The organism is Stenotrophomonas sp. 05N423 (genome assembly GCF_056397145.1).
This window is the reverse complement of record NZ_JBFTMV010000009.1, coordinates 1-15,504: the sequence shown is the minus strand read 5'-3', so window position 1 is coordinate 15,504 and position 15,504 is coordinate 1. Positions and strand designations below refer to the sequence as shown.

The window sequence follows — 15,504 nt, the reverse complement described above, 5'->3', positions numbered from 1 at the left end:
CCGGTCGGTCATGCCGATCGCCAGCGCCAGCCTTTGCTGGCCGGCGCGTCCATCACGGAGTTTCCAATGTCGTTCGAAGATCTGGGCCTTGCGCCCTTCCTGCTGCGCGCGCTCGCCGAGCAGGGCTACGAAAACCCCACCCCGATCCAGCAGCAGGCGATCCCGCTGGTGCTGGAAGGCCACGACCTGCTGGCCGGCGCGCAGACCGGTACCGGCAAGACCGCCGCGTTCGGCCTGCCACTGCTGCAGCACCTGGCCACCTCGGCGCAGGAAGTGCGCAGCGGCCCGCGCCGGCCGCGCGCGCTGATCCTCACCCCCACCCGCGAACTGGCCACCCAGGTGCATGACAGCCTGCGCGGCTACAGCAAGTACCTGCGCATCCCCAGCACCTGCATCTACGGCGGCGTCGGCATGGGCAACCAGCTCGACATCCTGCGCCGTGGCGTGGACCTGCTGGTGGCCTGCCCGGGCCGTCTGATCGACCACCTGGAGCGCCGCAGCGTCGATCTGTCCGGCATCGAGGTGCTGATCCTGGACGAGGCCGACCGCATGCTCGACATGGGTTTTCTGCCCTCGATCAAGCGCATCCTGGCCAAGCTGCCCAAGCAGAACCGCCAGACCCTGCTGTTCTCGGCCACCTTCGCCGACCCGATCAAGCAGCTGGCGCTGGAATTCATGCGCAACCCGCGCGAGGTGATGGTGACCCCGCGCAACACCGTGGCCGAGACCATCGCCCACCGTGTGCACCCGGTCGATGCCGGGCGCAAGCGCGAACTGCTGCTGCACCTGCTGGCCCAGGATTCGCGCGAGCAGACCCTGGTCTTCGCCAAGACCAAGCACGGCAGCGACAAGCTGGCCACGTTCCTGGACAAGTCCGGCATCAAGACCGCGGCGATCCACGGCAACAAGAGCCAGAGCCAGCGCCTGCGCGCGCTGGGCGACTTCAAGGCCGGCCGCGTCACCGTGCTCGTGGCCACCGACATCGCCGCCCGCGGCATCGACATCAACGAGCTGCCCAAGGTCATCAACTACGACCTGCCGATGGTGGCCGAGGATTACGTGCACCGCATCGGCCGCACCGGCCGCAATGGCGCCAGCGGCCAGGCGGTCTCGCTGGTGGCGCAGGAAGACGCCAAGTACCTGCGCCAGATCGTGCGCCTGCTCGATCGCGACATGGACATCCGAGACGTGGCCGGTTTCGAGCCGCAGACGCCGATCCGCTGGGGCAACAGCGCCCCCGGCAAGGCCGAGCAGCCGGGCGGCGAACGTCCGCCGCGTCGCGGCAACGGTGGCCGCCCTGCCGGCCACCGCGACAACAATCCGAGCCAGCGCCGTGGCGGCGCGGGCGCGCCCTCCGGCGCGCCGCGTGGCGAAGGCAACAGCCAGCGCCGCGAAGGCCAGCCGGCCGGTGCGGCACGCCGCCGACGCGGCGGCCGTGGCCGCGGCAACGCATCACGGCCGAACAGCGCGGTCTGACCGACGCCCGGTACCGGAGAAAGGAAACGGCCGCATTGCGGCCGTTTCCTTTTCCTTAGCCCTGCGGAGGGCCGGCCCCGGACAAGGACAAGGACAAGGACAAGCCGTATCCAACGCTCCAGGTGGGCCCGTCACCTGCCTTCATGCGGATATGGCGGAAAGCGCATGCGTCCCCTTCATTCCCCTGAGCGGATCGATTTCCGGCGCAAGGGATTTCCTGCTCTGACCGTTACAATCGCGGCATGGATATCTTCAAAGATTTCACCCTCGAGGCCGCCCACCGGCTGCCCAACGTCCCGACCGGCCACAAGTGCGCGCGCCTGCACGGGCACTCGTTCCGCGTGCGCCTGGAGGTGAGCGGCGAACCCGGCGCCGAGTCCGGCTGGGTGATGGATTTCGGCGACATCAAGGCGGCCTTCCAGCCGCTTTACGATCAGCTCGACCATCACTACCTCAACGACATCCCGGGGCTGGAAAACCCGACCAGCGAGCGCCTGGCGATCTGGATCTGGGACCGGCTCAGGCCGGCGTTGCCGCAGTTGAGCGCGGTGACCGTGCACGAGACCTGCACCTCCGGCTGCCGCTACCGCGGCAGCTGACCTGAACGATTCCCCGGCGGCGGCAGGCGCCGGGCTTCCGCACTACCGCACCCGGCATTATGCTGCGTCGCAACAAATGACGGAGCACGGCCATGGCTGCCCGGTTCGACGACGGTATCAGCGGCTACACCCGGCAGTTCGCGGCACTGGCCAATCGCGCCAACCGGCTGGCACTGGAGAACGCGGAAAGCGCGTTCGGCGTGCAGCTGCGCACTTTCGAACGCAATGCCAACGCCACCGCCGGCTTCCTCGGCGAACTGGCGCAACCCGGCCCGCAGGCCGACCTGCCGTCGCTGCTGCCCAAGGGCCTGCAGGTGGCGCAGGAAAACCTGCAGCGGCTGGCGACGGCCGGGCAGGAAATCGCTGGCCTGGGCCTGAAGACCGGGCAGGCACTGGCCGAACTGGCCGGGCAACCGTTCCAGAGCAGTACCGCCAGGCGCCCACGCGCCAAGGCCAGCTGACGCACCCTCTCAACAGCGCGCGGAACCCCCTCCCCCGCGCCCTGTCCGGACCCGGCAACGACCTCTCTCCCGTTGCCGGGTCTTTCTTTTTGTCGTCGCCATCCTGTCGATGCCCCTTCAGGCGATTGCCAGGGAGTATCGGGAATCGCTCCCGGCGATTTCTCTATCGCCGCCATCGCTGGCCTCGCCTCTTCCGGCCAGCAACGGACGACCGTCAGGAACCGTTCCCGCGAGCGCCACGCGGAACCACCGCCGGCGGGCAGCGGTTAGACTCTGGGCATGTTCAGTGCCACCACGCTCACCGGCAGCAAGCCGGAACAGTACGCCCAGCTGCTGGCCCAGGCCCGCGCGCTCGTCCATGGCGAAACCGACCGCATTGCCAACGCCGCCAACCTCTCGGCGCTGGTGTATCACGCGCTGCCGCAGCTCAACTGGGCGGGTTTCTATTTCTTCGACGGCACCGAGCTGGTGGTCGGCCCGTTCCAGGGCCTGCCGGCCTGCGTGCGCATTCCCCTGCACAAGGGCGTGTGCGGTGCGGCGGCCAGCACCCGCCAGACCCAGCGCGTGGAAGACGTGGACGCCTTCCCGGGCCACATCGCCTGCGACTCGGCCTCGCGTTCGGAACTGGTGGTGCCGCTGGTCCATGACGGCGCGCTGGTCGGCGTGTTCGACCTGGACAGCCCGGTCACCTCGCGCTTCGATGCCGACGACCAGGCGGGGCTGGAAGCCATCGCCCAGGTATTTGTCGAGGCGCTGGCATGAGCGCACTGAAACTGCGCAACATCGGCCCCAAGAGCGCGGCGTGGCTGCGCCAGGTGGGGCTGCGCAGCGCCGAGGACCTGGCCGCCGTCGGCGCGGTTGGCGCCTTCGTCAAGGTACGCCGCGCCGGCTTCAAGCCCAGTCTCAACCTGCTCTATTCGCTGGAGGGCGCGCTGGTCGGCTGCCACTGGCAGGAAGTGCCGGAGGCACGCCGCCAGCAACTGGTCGCCGAGTACGAAACCGCGGCCGGCGGGTTGCCGACCGCACGCGCCGGACAGATGGCCGGGCCGGTGCGCGAGACCCATATGCAACCCGATATGGCCCCTGACGACAGCGGCGACGACACCGGCGAGATCCGCTTCGGCGAGGATTGAAGCGGCCTCCTGCCAGCCCGGCAGCTACGGCAGGGGCAGTGCGACGCCGCCCAGCAGTACCAGCGCCAGCAGCAGCAGGCTTTCGGTGACCTCGACGCTGGCGCCGAGGCAATCGCCGGAAATGCCGCCCAGCCGGCGCCGCCACCAGGCCGCGATCAGCGGCACCAGCAGCAGCGCGAGCAACAGCGGCCAGGCGACGAAAGCGGTGACCGCCGCCAGCAGCAGCGCCCACAGCCACATCGAGCGCAGGCTCAGCTGCCAGGAAAAGCGCTCGGCCATGCCCGCGCCATGCAGCGAAGGCAGCAGGCGGCTCCACCACAGCGTGCCCCAACGCGCCCACGCCGGCACCAGTACGATGCCGAACCACAGCGGACCGGCGGCGAGTTCGGTCAGCAGCACGAACTTGAGCAGCAGCTGCATCACCAGCGTGACCACGCCGAACACGCCCATATGCGGATCCTTGAGCACCTCGAGGAAGCGCTGCGGATCGCGGTGCGCGGCCCCGAAAGCGTCGGCCACGTCGCCCAGCCCGTCCAGGTGCAATGCACCGGTCGCCCATACCCACAGCAGCAGCGTGAGCACGCCGGCCAACCAGGGACGATCGGCGATCAGGTACAGCGGCACAGCCAGCAGCACGCCGATGAGCGCGCCGACCAACGGGTAGTACACCGCCGCGCGGCTCAGGTCGTCGTCGCGGAAATCCTTCACCTGCGGCGTCGGCAGCCGGGTCAGGAACTGGATGGCCAGGATCAGCCGGCGCACGCTCATGGCTGGCACAGCTCCAGCAGTTCGCCCCACAACTGGCCGTCCTCGCCACGCTCCACGCGCAGGCGCACGCGGGTGCCGTAGTCGATGCGCATCGCCCACAAGGCTGCCAGTGGCATGCCGCACGCTCGCGACACCGCCAGCCGCAGCACGCCGGCGTGGCTGACCACCAGCACCGGCCCGGCACCGTCGTCTTCGTCCTCGTCAAGCAGTCGCTGCAGCTGCGCGTCGATGCGCGACTGGAACTGCTGCCAGCTCTCGCCATTGGGCGGCACCACCGCGTGCGGTGCGTCGTAAAGCCCGGCCAGCAGCTCGGCAGGGATCTCGTCGTAATGGCGACCGTCCCAGTCGCCGAAATCCAGTTCGGCCCAATCCGGGTGGATCTCGCAGAACAGGTCGCGGCCAGCGACCAGCGCGGTGGCGGTATCCAGCGCGCGGCGCCGCGGCGAAGCGATCACCCGGCTCCACTGGCCGCCGCCATGACAGCGCAGCAGCGCATCCATCGCGCCGTCGAGCAACGGCGGATCGGTGCGGCCATCCAGATGGCCCTGGCGGCCGGTGGAGGCATGGCGCATCAGGTCCAGGATCATGGCGCGGCGCTCCGCTCGGCGACAGCAGCTTCGGCGAAGGTCGCCATGCCGTTGTGCAATGCGCAGGCCAGCCGCAGCAGCGGCAGCGCCAGCGCGGCACCGGAACCTTCGCCCAGGCGCAGATCCAGCTGCAGCAGCGGTTCGGCCTGCAGGCTCCCGAGTATGAGCGCATGGCCACGCTCGGCCGAGCGGTGCGAGAACAGCAGCCATGGCCGCAGCGATGGATTGATGCGCACCGCGGCCAGCGCCGCGGCCGAAACGATGAAACCGTCCACCAGCACCGGCACGCCGCGCTGGGCGGCGGCGATCATGGCCGCGGCCAGTGCGGCGATCTCCAACCCGCCGACGCGGCGCAGGGCTTCACGACCGGGATCGGTGGCGGCCGCGATCGCGTCGCCATGCAGGGCCAGCGCACGTGCGGTCACGGCCTGCTTGTGGGCGATGCGCGCCGCATCCAGGCCGGTGCCGGCGCCGACCAGCTCCACCAGCGGCAATGGCCCGAGCGCCGCCGCCAGTACGCTGGCCGCGGTGGTGTTGCCGATGCCCATCTCGCCAAGCAGCAGCAGGTCCGCGCCGTCGCCGCAAGCGGTTTCCACCGCGCGCCGGCCGGCGGCGAAGGCCGCATCGAGGTCGGCCGGCGTCATCGCCGGACCGGTGCTGAAATCGTCGGTACCACGCCGCGGTTTGTCGCAGGTCACGCCGGCCACCGGCTTATCGGCCAGGCTGCCCACATCCCAGACATGCAGCGGCAACCCCAGTTCGCGCGACAGCACGGCGATGGCAGCACCGCCGGCGGCGAAGTTGCGCAGCATCTGCACCGTCACCTCCGCCGGATACGCCGACACGCCCTGTGCGGCGACGCCATGGTCGCCGGCGAACACCAGCACCGGCACCCGCGCAGCCTGCGGCTGCTCACGCCCCTGCAGGGCGGCCAGCTCGATGGCGAGTGTTTCCAGACGTCCCAGCGCGCCCTCCGGCTTGGTCAGTTGCCGCTGGCGGGCGATGGCGTGCTGCCGGTGCGCCTGCGAAGGCGCCGGGCAGGGCCGGGTGAACCATGCTTCTGTCACGTGTGTTCCGATACCGCGTTGCAATCGCGCATTGTAGGGCGCGGGCCGCTTCCACGATGTGCCGTGCCGGGCGCCAATCCGGCGATGCCCGCCCGCCATCGGGCGGAGCGGGCGGCGGAGCGGGCGATGGCATAGAATGCGCGCACTTTCGGGTGACCGGCCGGACTTGCTCCGGCCGGTTGAAACGGGAAGCCGGTGCCGCGCATGCCAGGGATGCCCCTGCACGCGCCATTCCGGCGCTGCCCCCGCAACGGTAAGCAGGACAAGGACAGGCATACCGCCACTGTGCATCCACCGCACGGGAAGGCGCCTGGACGGAAGCGTCGACACGCTTCGCCTGCGAGCCCGGAGACCGGCCCGGAAGCCGACTGGTTGCGATGCGGAGGGCATGGCGGCGGCAGTGACGCCGTGCGCGCGCTCCGTCGTACTCCCTTCTCCTGGCAGCCCCCACCGTCCGTCCGCGCGGGAGCGCGCGGATCCAGGAGTTCCCATGAAACTGCCGTACCACACCCTTTCCCTCGCCCTGGCGCTCGCGCTGCCGGGCGTCGCCGCTGCCGAACAGGCACCCACCGAGCTCGACGATGTCGTGGTCACCGCCACCCGCACGCCGGTCTCCATCGCCGACAGCGTGGTGCCGGTGCAGGTGATCGACCGCGAGCAGATCGACCGCAGCCAGGCCGGCTCGGTGCTGGACCTGCTGCGCGGCCGCGCCGGCCTGGATTTCGCCAACCAGGGCGGCACCGGCAAGCTCACTTCGCTGTTCATGCGCGGCACCGCCTCCAATCAGGTGCTGGTGCTGGTCGACGGCGTGCGCATCGGCGCCGCCACCAGCGGCATGCCGGCGCTGCAGGACCTGCCCATCGACCAGATCGAGCGCGTGGAGATCGTGCGCGGACCGCGTTCGAGCCTGTATGGCTCGGAGGCGATCGGCGGCGTGATCCAGATCTTCACCCGCAGCGCCGGCAAGGGCCTGCAGCAGAACCTGGCGCTGACCGCCGGCAGCCACAACCTGCGCCAGGCCAGCGCCGGTTTCAGCAACCGCGGCGAACGTGGCTGGGTCTCGGCGCAGGGCGCCTGGCAGGAGACCGACGGCATCAACGCCTGCAATGGCTCGGCCATGCTGTTCCAGGGCTGCTACGTCGATGAACCCGACCGCGACGGCTACCGCAACACCTCGCTCAACGTGCGCGGCGGCTACGCGCTGGCGCAGACCCTGAGCGTGGAAGGCCACGTGCTCGACGCCAGCAGCCGCAACGAATACGACGGCAGCATCTACAGCGGCAACGAGGCCGACAACCACCAGCAGGTGTATGGCGGCAAACTGCTGTGGACGCCCAGCGAGGCGTTCCGCCTGTCCGCCCAGGTCGGCCGCAACAACGACCAGGCCGACAGCTACTTCGTCCAGGCCGGCAAGCGCAGCTTCGTCTCCACCTTCGACACGCGCCGCGACACCGCCAGTGTTCAGGGCGACTTCCTGTTTGCCGAAGGCCAGCAGCTGACCGCCGGCGCCGACTGGCAGAAGGACGAGGTCACCAGCACCACGGCCTATGCGATCGACAGCCGCGACAACACCGGCGTGTTCGTCGAATACCAGGGCCAGTTCGGCGCGCATGCGCTGCAGGCCAGCGTACGCAACGACGACAACGAGCAGTTCGGCAACCACACCACCGGCAGCCTCGGCTACGGCTTCGCCTTCGGCAACGGCCTGCGCCTGACCGCCAGCGCCGGCACCGGCTTCAAGGCCCCGACCTTCAACGACCTGTACTACCCGTGGTCGAGCAATCCGGCGTTGAAGCCGGAAGAATCGAAGAGCGTCAACGTCGGCATCGCACAGTACGCCGAGGGCTGGAACTGGACCTTCAACGCCTATGAAACGCGCATCGACCAGCTGATCGCGCTGGACAGCACCTACACGCCGTACAACATCGCCAAGGCGCGCATCCGCGGCGCGGAGCTGACCGGCTTCGTGTCGCTGGCCGGGTTCGACATCAATGCGCAGGCCAGCTTCACCGATCCGCGCGACCACACCAGCGGCGCGACCAGCTACGACAACTGGCTGCCGCGCCGCGCCCGTACCAGCGGCCGCCTCGACGTGGACCGCGGCTTCGGCGCGCTGCGCGTGGGCGTGACCGCCACCGGCACCGGCCATCGTTTCGACAACACCGCCAACAGCCTGCGCCTGGCCGGCTACGGCACGGTGGACCTGCGCGTGGAATACGCCATCAACGAGGCATGGAGCCTGCAGGCCAAGGCGGCCAACGTGTTCGACCGCGAATATGAAACCGTGGCCTGGTACAACCAGCCCGGCCGCGAGTACCAGCTGACCCTGCGCTACCGCTCGCTCTGAAAAGCCAGCGACAGGCGATCCACCAACGCCCCGGCCACCATGCCGGGGCGTTGGTGTTTCATGCGGATGCCGGCATGCAACAGCACGCCATGGGTTGAAGGACCCGCCTGGCTGCAAACCGGACCGGCCGGGATTGGCCCCATCGGACAGGTGTTCGAACAGCCCGGCGCCAAGGGCATGGCAACGGCCTGCCTGGGGAAGCGGGGCCTGCTCCGGTGGGCATCGCTGGCAGAGCCACCGTCGGGCAGGCCCGGCGCTACGGCGATGCGTCGACCGCCAGCGCCTGGAGCGCCGGCGCGATGGCGGCACCCAATGTCTGCCCATGGCTCAGACCGGGCAGGGGCACGTACCGCACCTCCATGCCGGGCGTGTCGGCGACTGCCTCATCCAGCCGCCTGCCGGCCTCGGCATTGCCCGCACCGCGCCCGCCCGGGCCCGCCTTGTCGCCACTGCGGGAATCCACCGGTGCGCCCCGCATCAACCACAGCCGTGCCGACACGGCAGGATGCCGCGGCGCGGCGCGCTCCAGCTCATCGACGATGAAACCTTCGCCCCACCACAGCGACGGATCGACCGCCACGTAATCAGTGAAGGCATCCGGGCGCGTGGCGAGCGCGTGCAGCGCGAACAGCCCGCCATAGGAATGGCCCCACAGCATCCGCCTGCCCTCGTCGATGGCGACGCGCTGCCGCACCGCCGGCATGATCCGTTCGACGATCAGCGCGAGGAACGCGTCGGCGCCCCCGCTGCGGCGGCCGTTGCCGCTCGCATCGAACTCCTCGCCCCCGCCTTCGCCACGCCGCGGCGTGTAGTCCAGCGTGCGCGCCGGGCCATCGATGCGCAGGTCGTTGTCGTGGGCGATGAGGACCAGCGCCGGCGGACGCGCACTGGCTGCCAACCGCTCCAGCAGTGGCGCCTCCAACGCCATCAGCACCGCATTGCCGTCGAGCATGCAGGCCACCGGGAAACCGTGCGCCGGCGTGGCGCCCGTCGGCACCGCCAGATGCACGCGGTAGTGACGCTGGCCGTCGGCCGAGGCGATGGAAAGCCGCTCGAAGCGGTACCCGCGCAGGCGCGCGTCAGCCACGGTCTGGCCGACGCGCGCACCGGGATCGGGCTGTGCCCCTGCCGGCAAAGCGACCAGCAACGCGATGAGAAACGGCGCCAGCCGCGCGGTCCAGCCGGTTGTCCGAACCGTATTCCCCATCAGAAGCCGACCGTCAGGTTCACCCAGAAGCTGCGTCCGGGTTCGTTGTAGGTCGCCGCGCCCGCACCGGTGGCGCTGGTACTGGTGGTGCCTTCGCGGAACAGGCGCTTGTCGAACAGATTGGCCACGCCCGCACCCAGCCGCACATCCGGGGTGATCCGGTACTGCCCGCTGAGGCTCCACAGGTCGTAGGCCTCGCGCGTATCCGGCGGCAACGGCGCGCCCGTGGTGCTGGACTGCGTGGCCGCTTCCTGGCGACCGTAGAAAGTGCCGGCCAGCAGGAACGACCAGCGTTCGCCGGGCTGCCAGTCCAGGAAGGTATTGACGGTATAGCGCGGGATGATCGACAGCGGCTGACCACTGTTCCTGTCCTTGTTCTCGATCATCCAGGTGACGTTGCTGTTCCACGACAGCACATCGCCTCCCGCCAGCAGCGGCACCCTCAGATTGCCTTCCATGCCGCGGATGATGGCCCGCGGCGCATTGCTCCACTGGAACACCTGGCCCTTCGTATCGTTGGTCAGGCCGATGCGCTCCTGGCCGGCGACGATCTTGTCCTTGTAGTCGTTGTGGAAATAGGTCAACGACGCGTGCCAGCCGCCATCCGGCGCCCACTCGATGCCGATCTCCTTGTTGACGCTGGTTTCCGGGTCGAGGTCGGCATTGCCCATCACATAGCAGCCCGACCCCATGTTCGGGCTGAGCACCGGGCAGCCGTTGCCGCGGGTGTAATACAGGTAGTTCGGATTGGCCTGGTACAGGTTGGGCGCCTTGAACGCGCGCGCGATGCCGCCCTTGAGCGCCCAGTCTTCGGCGAGCTTGAACTGCACGTTGAGGCTGGGACTCCAGTTGTTGCCGAACTGCGAGTGATGGTCGAAGCGCAGGCCCGGGGTGACGGTCCAGCGCTCGCCCAGGTACAGGTTGTCCTCGGCATGGAGCGCGGCGAACTGCTGGTCGCTCCGCCCCAAGCGGCCTTCACCCACGCCGGGGATGCCGCCGCCGCTGCCCGGGCTCTGCGTCATCGAATACGGGTCGTCCAGGCGCACGTCGCGGTACTCGAAGCCGAGCGTGGCGACCTGTTCGATGCCGCCCCAGGCCAGCGGCAGGTTGATCTCGCCATCGACGCGGGTGGAGGCCAGGTCCGAGGTGGAGAAGGTCGCGCCTTCGTTGATCGACCCTTCCGGGCCGCCGGCCAGACCTTCGTTCAAGCGGGTGTTGCCGGTGTGGTCGTAGGCCGCACTGAGGCGCGACGTGCCCCAGTCGTAGCTGCCGCGATGGGTCAACCCGAACGCGCGCCGCAGCATGACGTTGGTCTCAGCGCCGTACAGGTCGTTCAGGCGCTGGAAGCCGTCGCCGGCGACACCGCGCTCACCGGAATAGAGGTTGCCCTGGCGGCTGACACTGGCATCCAGTTCCAGCACATGCGCGTCGTTGATGTCGTAGCGCAGCAGGCCGCTGATGTCGCGGTTGCGCACACCCTCGCGCCCGGCGGGCGGGGTTACGCCAGTGGCGAAATCCTTGTTGAGGTACAGCGAGTCGGCATCGGTCTTGCCCGCGTTGCCGTACAGCCGGAACGAGAGACGCTCGCCCAGCGGACCGGACAACTGGAAGCCGGCGCGTTTGCTGCCGCCCTCGTCGCCATGTTCCGGGACGCTGCCATACAGGGTGACCGAGCCGGCCAGGTCGCCGGTGGGCCGCTTGGTGATGATGTTGACCACGCCACCGGACGCGCCGGAGCCGTAACGCGCCGCGGCAGGACCGCGCAGCACTTCGATGCGTTCCACCGCCTCGGCCGGCACCCAGTTGCTGTCGCCGCGGCTGTTGCGCTCGCCGCTGCGGCCCATGCGTACTGAATCGCGCGCGCTGACCGGTCGTCCATCGACCAGGATCAGGGTGTTCTCCGGGCCCATGCCGCGGATGTCGATCTGGCGGAAATTGCCGTAGGCGCCGGAGGCCGTGTTGCCGGTGAGATTGATGCCCGGCATGCGGCGGATGACCTCGGACAGGTCGTTGGCCGGCGGCATGCGTTCCAGGTCCACCGCAGTGATCACCGACGTGCCCAGCGCCTGCCTCGCGATCTGCTCGGCGGTGACATGCACGGTGTCGATGTTGGTGGCGTCCGGCGCTTCGTCGGCGACGGCCGGGCCCATCGCCAACAGCGACAGCATCAGCGCGGCGGCAAGCGGATGACGGGGGAACGGCTGGGCGCGCAGCGCCAGCCGCGATCGGGGATCACGGATCATGGAAAGCCTCTCGACAGGGGATAGACCTCTGGCGACGGCTCGAGGTGCGACGTTTCAGCGATGGCGTGACGCGCGGGATGGCGTCGCCATGGATGCAGCGCACTTTACATCAAACGAGAATCGTTATCATCAAATGAAGGAGGCGGTTGCACTCATACGCATGCGACCAGTTGTCGCAGATCGTCGATCACTGCCAGCGCACCGGCCGCTTCCAGGTCGAGATCACGCGGGTAGCCATAACGCACCAGCACGATGGGCATGCCGGCCGCACTCGCCGCACCTAGGTCAGTCGCCGAATCGCCGACCATCAGGCAATGCGCCGGCGCCTGTTCCAGCAGCCGGGCCGCATGCAGCAGCGGCTCGGCGGCCGGCTTGCGCTGCGGCAGCGTGTCGCCGCCGATGATGTGCGCGAAGTACCCGGCGATGCCCAGATGCTCGAGCAGCGGCGGCACCAGCGCCGATGGCTTGTTGGTGCAGATCGCCATCGGCAGGCCGTGCGCCTGCAGCTGCTGCAGCGCTTCGGCCACGCCCTCGTACAGGCGCGGGCTGCGCAGCAGACAGTCGCGGTAGTGGCACATGAAGGCGGGCATCACCCCGTCCAGCGGGCGCGCGCTGCCGGCATGCGCCAATGCGGTGGTCACCAGCCGGCGCACGCCTTCCCCGATCCAGCTGCGTACCGTCGCTTCGGATACGCGCGGTAGTGCGAGGTCGTCCAGCGTACGGTTGACCGCTTCGGCGATGTCATCGGCGCTGTCCACCAGCGTGCCGTCCAGGTCGAATACCAGCGCTGCGATGCCCACGCATCCACTCCATGACAGGAAGCCGACGATTGTAGCCGGGCGCGGAAGCGCGTCAGTCGGTGGCTGCGTCGCGGAACAGATCGCCCTGCACTGCCGAATCCTCGCGGTCGCGGAAGCCGGACAGGCCCACGCCCACCAGCCGGTAGCGCGTCTCCGCCGGCAGCTGGACACGCTGGCAGAGGGCCAGCGCGATGTCGCGCAGTTCCTCTTCCGAGGCCGGCGGCGCATCGGGCGTGAAGCTGCGGGTGAGGATGCGGAACTGCGCGGTCTTCAACTTGAGCACCACGGTGTGGCCGATGCGTTCGGTGCGCCCGGTAGCGCGCCAGGTCCTCGCGGCCAGTTGGGCGATCAGTTCGTCGAACTCGCCCAGCCGCAGGTCCTCACTGAAGGTGTCCTCGGAGGAAATCGACTGTACCGGCTGGTCCGGCTCGACCGGGCGTTCGTCGATGCCGCGCGCCCGCCGGTACAGGCGCTGCCCGAATGTGCCGAACAGCGCCTCCAGCTGCTCCAGCGGCAGGCCGCGCAGGTCGCCGACGGTGGCAATGCCCAGCGCCGCCAGGCGGCCTTCCATCACCTTGCCCACGCCAGGCACGCGGCTTACCGGCAGCGGCGTCAGGAACTGTTCCACCCGCGCAGGCGGCACCACGAACTGGCCGTCCGGCTTGCGCCAGTCCGAGGCGATCTTGGCCAGGAACTTGTTCGGCGCGATCCCGGCCGAAGCGGTGAGCGAGGTCGTCTCGCGGATCTGCGCGCGGATGGTGCGCGCGATCTCGGTGGCGATGCCGTCGCAGGCCGGCGACTCGGTCACATCCAGGTAGGCCTCGTCCAGCGACAGCGGTTCCACCAGTGGCGTGTGCTGCAGGAAGATTTCGCGGATCTGCCGCGACACGGCCTTGTAGCGGGCGAAATCCGGCGGCACGAACACGGCATCCGGGCACAGCCGCTCGGCGCGCACCGCCGGCATCGCCGAGCGCACGCCGAACCTGCGCGCCTCGTAGGACGCCGCGCATACCACCGAGCGGTTCCCGCGCCAGGCCACCACCACCGGCTTGCCGCGCAACGCCGGATCGTCCCGCTGCTCGACCGACGCGTAGAACGCGTCCATGTCGATGTGGATGATCTTGCGCATGGCGAGCAACGTCGACCGCGGGACGAAGGGCCGTCATCATAGCCCGGAGCCCCATACGCACCGGTACGATCTGCGACGAACATGCCGGCTTTTCCCTTCAACACTACGGATGCGTACGGTTAAAACTGTTGATTGAAAGCCCGCGCATCATGCATGCTCGGACGTTAACCCACGTTTCCGTGCTCCGGATTACCGCTTCGATGAACCGTCTCAATGCGTTCTCGCGCGAACAGCTGCTGGCCAGCGCCCGCGGCGAGCTGTTCGGGCCCAACAAGGGCCGCCTCCCCAACGACCCGATGCTGATGTTCGACCGCATCACCGACATCCGCGATGACGGTGGTCCGCATGGCAAGGGCCTGGTACGGGCCGAACTCGATATCCGCCCGGACCTGTGGTTCTTCGGCTGCCACTTTATCGGCGACCCGGTGATGCCCGGCTGCCTGGGCCTGGACGCGATGTGGCAGCTCACCGGCTTCTTCCTGACCTGGCTGGGTGCCGAAGGCCGCGGCCGCGCGCTGGGCTGCGGCGAGGTCAAGTTCACCGGTCAGGTGCTGCCCAGCGCCAGGCGGGTCCAGTACGAAATCGATATCTCCCGCGTGATCAACCGCAAGCTGGTCATGGCCCAGGCCGACGCCCGCATGCTGGTCGACGGCCGCGAGATCTACACCGCCAAGGACCTGCGCGTGGGCCTGTTCACTTCCACCGAGAGCTTCTGATGCGTCGCGTCGTCATCACCGGCATGGGGATCAACTCCTGCCTAGGCAACGATCTGGACACCGTTTCCAGCGCCCTGCGCGAAGGCCGTTCCGGCATCGTCGCCCTGCCCGACCACGCCGAAGCCGGCCTGCGCAGCCAGGTCGGCGGCCGCGTCGACATCGACCTGGACGCGCAGATCGACCGCAAGCTCAAGCGCTTCATGAGCGACGCGGCGGCCTACAGCTACATCGCCCTGCGCGACGCCATCGCCGACGCCGGCCTGGATGAAGCCCAGGTCAGCGATGTCCGCACCGGCCTGATCGCCGGCTCCGGTGGCGGCTCCAGCCAGTGGCAGGTGGAAGCCGCCGACCTGCTGCGCAACCGCGGCGTGCGCAAGGTCGGCCCGTACATGGTGCCGCGCACGATGTGCTCGACGGTGTCGGCCAACCTGGCCACCGCCTTCAGCATCAAGGGCCTGAGCTACTCGCTGTCCGCGGCCTGCGCCACCTCGGCGCACTGCATCGGCGCAGCGGCGGACCTGATCCGCCATGGCGCACAGGACGTCGTATTCGCCGGCGGCGGCGAGGACCTGCACTGGTCGATGAGCGTGATGTTCGACGCGATGGGCGCACTGTCCACCGGCTTCAACGAAACTCCCGCCCAGGCCTCGCGTCCGTACGACGCCAACCGCGATGGCTTTGTCATCGCCGGCGGTGCCGGCATGCTGGTGCTGGAAGACTACGACCACGCCGTCGCGCGCGGCGCACGCATCCACGCCGAGCTGATCGGCTACGGCGTGACGTCCGACGGCGCCGACATGGTCGCCCCCTCCGGCGAGGGCGCGGTACGCTGCATGCAGATGTCGTTGTCAGGTCTGGATCGTCGCGTTGATTACCTCAACACGCACGGCACCTCGACGCCGTTGGGAGACATTACGGAGCTGGGTGCGGTGCGCGAGGTATTCGGTGATGAGTTGCCGCCGATCTCCTCG

General features: G+C 69.1%; 15 protein-coding genes and 1 riboswitch. Of the genes, 8 read left to right on the top strand and 7 right to left on the bottom strand.

Translation table 11 applies throughout. The annotated features are described in order from the left end of the window. The first annotated feature begins 66 nt into the window (after positions 1-66). From AC1DGW_RS13675 to AC1DGW_RS13655, 5 genes are all read left to right on the top strand, one after another. The gene (locus AC1DGW_RS13675) at positions 67-1,476 is read left to right on the top strand and encodes a DEAD/DEAH box helicase (protein WP_478023892.1); all 1,410 of its coding nucleotides are present in this window, start codon (positions 67-69) and stop codon (positions 1,474-1,476) included. Positions 1,477-1,718: 242 nt separating this feature from the next. Beyond that, positions 1,719-2,075: a 6-carboxytetrahydropterin synthase QueD gene (queD, locus tag AC1DGW_RS13670; RefSeq protein ID WP_478023890.1), complete on the top strand. Its 357-nt coding sequence runs from the start codon at positions 1,719-1,721 to the stop codon at positions 2,073-2,075. Positions 2,076-2,167: 92 nt separating this feature from the next. After that, complete coding sequence (locus tag AC1DGW_RS13665; protein ID WP_478023888.1) at positions 2,168-2,536, top strand: phasin family protein; 369 nt, start codon at positions 2,168-2,170, stop codon at positions 2,534-2,536. A 279-nt stretch (positions 2,537-2,815) separates the two neighbouring features. Continuing rightward, positions 2,816-3,298 (top strand): GAF domain-containing protein, encoded by a 483-nt coding sequence (locus tag AC1DGW_RS13660; RefSeq protein ID WP_478023886.1) that lies wholly within the window; start codon positions 2,816-2,818, stop codon positions 3,296-3,298. After that, on the top strand, positions 3,295-3,669 hold the full coding sequence (locus AC1DGW_RS13655; protein WP_478023884.1) for a TfoX/Sxy family protein: 375 nt from the start codon (positions 3,295-3,297) through the stop codon (positions 3,667-3,669). The genes AC1DGW_RS13660 and AC1DGW_RS13655 overlap by 4 nt, the downstream gene beginning before the upstream one ends. A gap of 24 nt (positions 3,670-3,693) precedes the next feature. Here AC1DGW_RS13655 and cobS read toward each other — a convergent pair whose 3' ends face one another. From cobS to cobT, 3 genes are read right to left on the bottom strand one after another with little or no spacing between them, the layout of a single operon-like run. Beyond that, the gene (cobS, locus tag AC1DGW_RS13650; RefSeq protein WP_478023882.1) at positions 3,694-4,437 is read right to left on the bottom strand and encodes an adenosylcobinamide-GDP ribazoletransferase; all 744 of its coding nucleotides are present in this window, start codon (positions 4,435-4,437) and stop codon (positions 3,694-3,696) included. Beyond that, the gene (locus AC1DGW_RS13645) at positions 4,434-5,024 is read right to left on the bottom strand and encodes a histidine phosphatase family protein (RefSeq protein WP_478023880.1); all 591 of its coding nucleotides are present in this window, start codon (positions 5,022-5,024) and stop codon (positions 4,434-4,436) included. The genes cobS and AC1DGW_RS13645 overlap by 4 nt, the downstream gene beginning before the upstream one ends. Further along, positions 5,021-6,091 carry a nicotinate-nucleotide--dimethylbenzimidazole phosphoribosyltransferase gene (gene cobT, locus AC1DGW_RS13640; protein ID WP_478023878.1) on the bottom strand — a complete coding sequence of 357 codons (1,071 nt, stop codon included), beginning with the start codon at positions 6,089-6,091 and terminating at the stop codon, positions 5,021-5,023. Before cobT ends, AC1DGW_RS13645 begins: the two co-directional genes overlap by 4 nt. Before the next feature lie 133 nt (positions 6,092-6,224). Further along, positions 6,225-6,466: riboswitch (cobalamin riboswitch) on the top strand. A 115-nt stretch (positions 6,467-6,581) separates the two neighbouring features. On the opposite strand from cobT, the gene btuB reads away from it, so the two are divergent. Beyond that, a complete protein-coding gene (btuB, locus tag AC1DGW_RS13635) occupies positions 6,582-8,438 on the top strand; it encodes a TonB-dependent vitamin B12 receptor (protein ID WP_478023876.1) in 1,857 nt (618 codons plus the stop codon). Between the two features lie 256 nt (positions 8,439-8,694). Here the strand turns inward: btuB and AC1DGW_RS13630 are convergent, their stop codons facing one another. The 4 genes from AC1DGW_RS13630 to dinB form a co-directional block, all read right to left on the bottom strand. Beyond that, positions 8,695-9,645: an alpha/beta hydrolase gene (locus tag AC1DGW_RS13630; RefSeq protein WP_478023874.1), complete on the bottom strand. Its 951-nt coding sequence runs from the start codon at positions 9,643-9,645 to the stop codon at positions 8,695-8,697. Further along, entirely contained in the window at positions 9,645-11,888 is a 2,244-nt protein-coding gene (locus tag AC1DGW_RS13625) for a TonB-dependent siderophore receptor (RefSeq protein WP_478023872.1), read from the bottom strand. The genes AC1DGW_RS13630 and AC1DGW_RS13625 overlap by 1 nt, the downstream gene beginning before the upstream one ends. Before the next feature lie 152 nt (positions 11,889-12,040). Further along, positions 12,041-12,688 (bottom strand): phosphoglycolate phosphatase, encoded by a 648-nt coding sequence (gph, locus tag AC1DGW_RS13620; protein ID WP_478023870.1) that lies wholly within the window; start codon positions 12,686-12,688, stop codon positions 12,041-12,043. A gap of 52 nt (positions 12,689-12,740) precedes the next feature. Further along, positions 12,741-13,826 carry a DNA polymerase IV gene (dinB, locus tag AC1DGW_RS13615; protein ID WP_478023868.1) on the bottom strand — a complete coding sequence of 362 codons (1,086 nt, stop codon included), beginning with the start codon at positions 13,824-13,826 and terminating at the stop codon, positions 12,741-12,743. Positions 13,827-14,017: 191 nt separating this feature from the next. On the opposite strand from dinB, the gene fabA reads away from it, so the two are divergent. Further along, a complete protein-coding gene (gene fabA, locus AC1DGW_RS13610) occupies positions 14,018-14,533 on the top strand; it encodes a 3-hydroxyacyl-[acyl-carrier-protein] dehydratase FabA (RefSeq protein WP_478023866.1) in 516 nt (171 codons plus the stop codon). Continuing rightward, positions 14,533-15,504 (top strand): beta-ketoacyl synthase N-terminal-like domain-containing protein (locus tag AC1DGW_RS13605; protein ID WP_478023864.1); only part of this gene is annotated, 972 nt, incomplete at its 3' end. The genes fabA and AC1DGW_RS13605, both read left to right, overlap by 1 nt.

Bases quoted from the DNA above. Each gene is read 5' to 3' on its own strand.
- AC1DGW_RS13675 (WP_478023892.1), top strand. From the start codon at position 67: ATGTCGTTCGAAGATCTGGGCCTTGCGCCCTTCCTGCTGCGCGCGCTC.
- queD (WP_478023890.1), top strand. From the start codon at position 1,719: ATGGATATCTTCAAAGATTTCACCCTCGAGGCCGCCCACCGGCTGCCC.
- AC1DGW_RS13665 (WP_478023888.1), top strand. From the start codon at position 2,168: ATGGCTGCCCGGTTCGACGACGGTATCAGCGGCTACACCCGGCAGTTC.
- AC1DGW_RS13660 (WP_478023886.1), top strand. From the start codon at position 2,816: ATGTTCAGTGCCACCACGCTCACCGGCAGCAAGCCGGAACAGTACGCC.
- AC1DGW_RS13655 (WP_478023884.1), top strand. From the start codon at position 3,295: ATGAGCGCACTGAAACTGCGCAACATCGGCCCCAAGAGCGCGGCGTGG.
- cobS (WP_478023882.1), bottom strand. From the start codon at position 4,437: ATGAGCGTGCGCCGGCTGATCCTGGCCATCCAGTTCCTGACCCGGCTG.
- AC1DGW_RS13645 (WP_478023880.1), bottom strand. From the start codon at position 5,024: ATGATCCTGGACCTGATGCGCCATGCCTCCACCGGCCGCCAGGGCCAT.
- btuB (WP_478023876.1), top strand. From the start codon at position 6,582: ATGAAACTGCCGTACCACACCCTTTCCCTCGCCCTGGCGCTCGCGCTG.
- AC1DGW_RS13630 (WP_478023874.1), bottom strand. From the start codon at position 9,645: ATGGGGAATACGGTTCGGACAACCGGCTGGACCGCGCGGCTGGCGCCG.
- AC1DGW_RS13625 (WP_478023872.1), bottom strand. From the start codon at position 11,888: ATGATCCGTGATCCCCGATCGCGGCTGGCGCTGCGCGCCCAGCCGTTC.
- fabA (WP_478023866.1), top strand. From the start codon at position 14,018: ATGAACCGTCTCAATGCGTTCTCGCGCGAACAGCTGCTGGCCAGCGCC.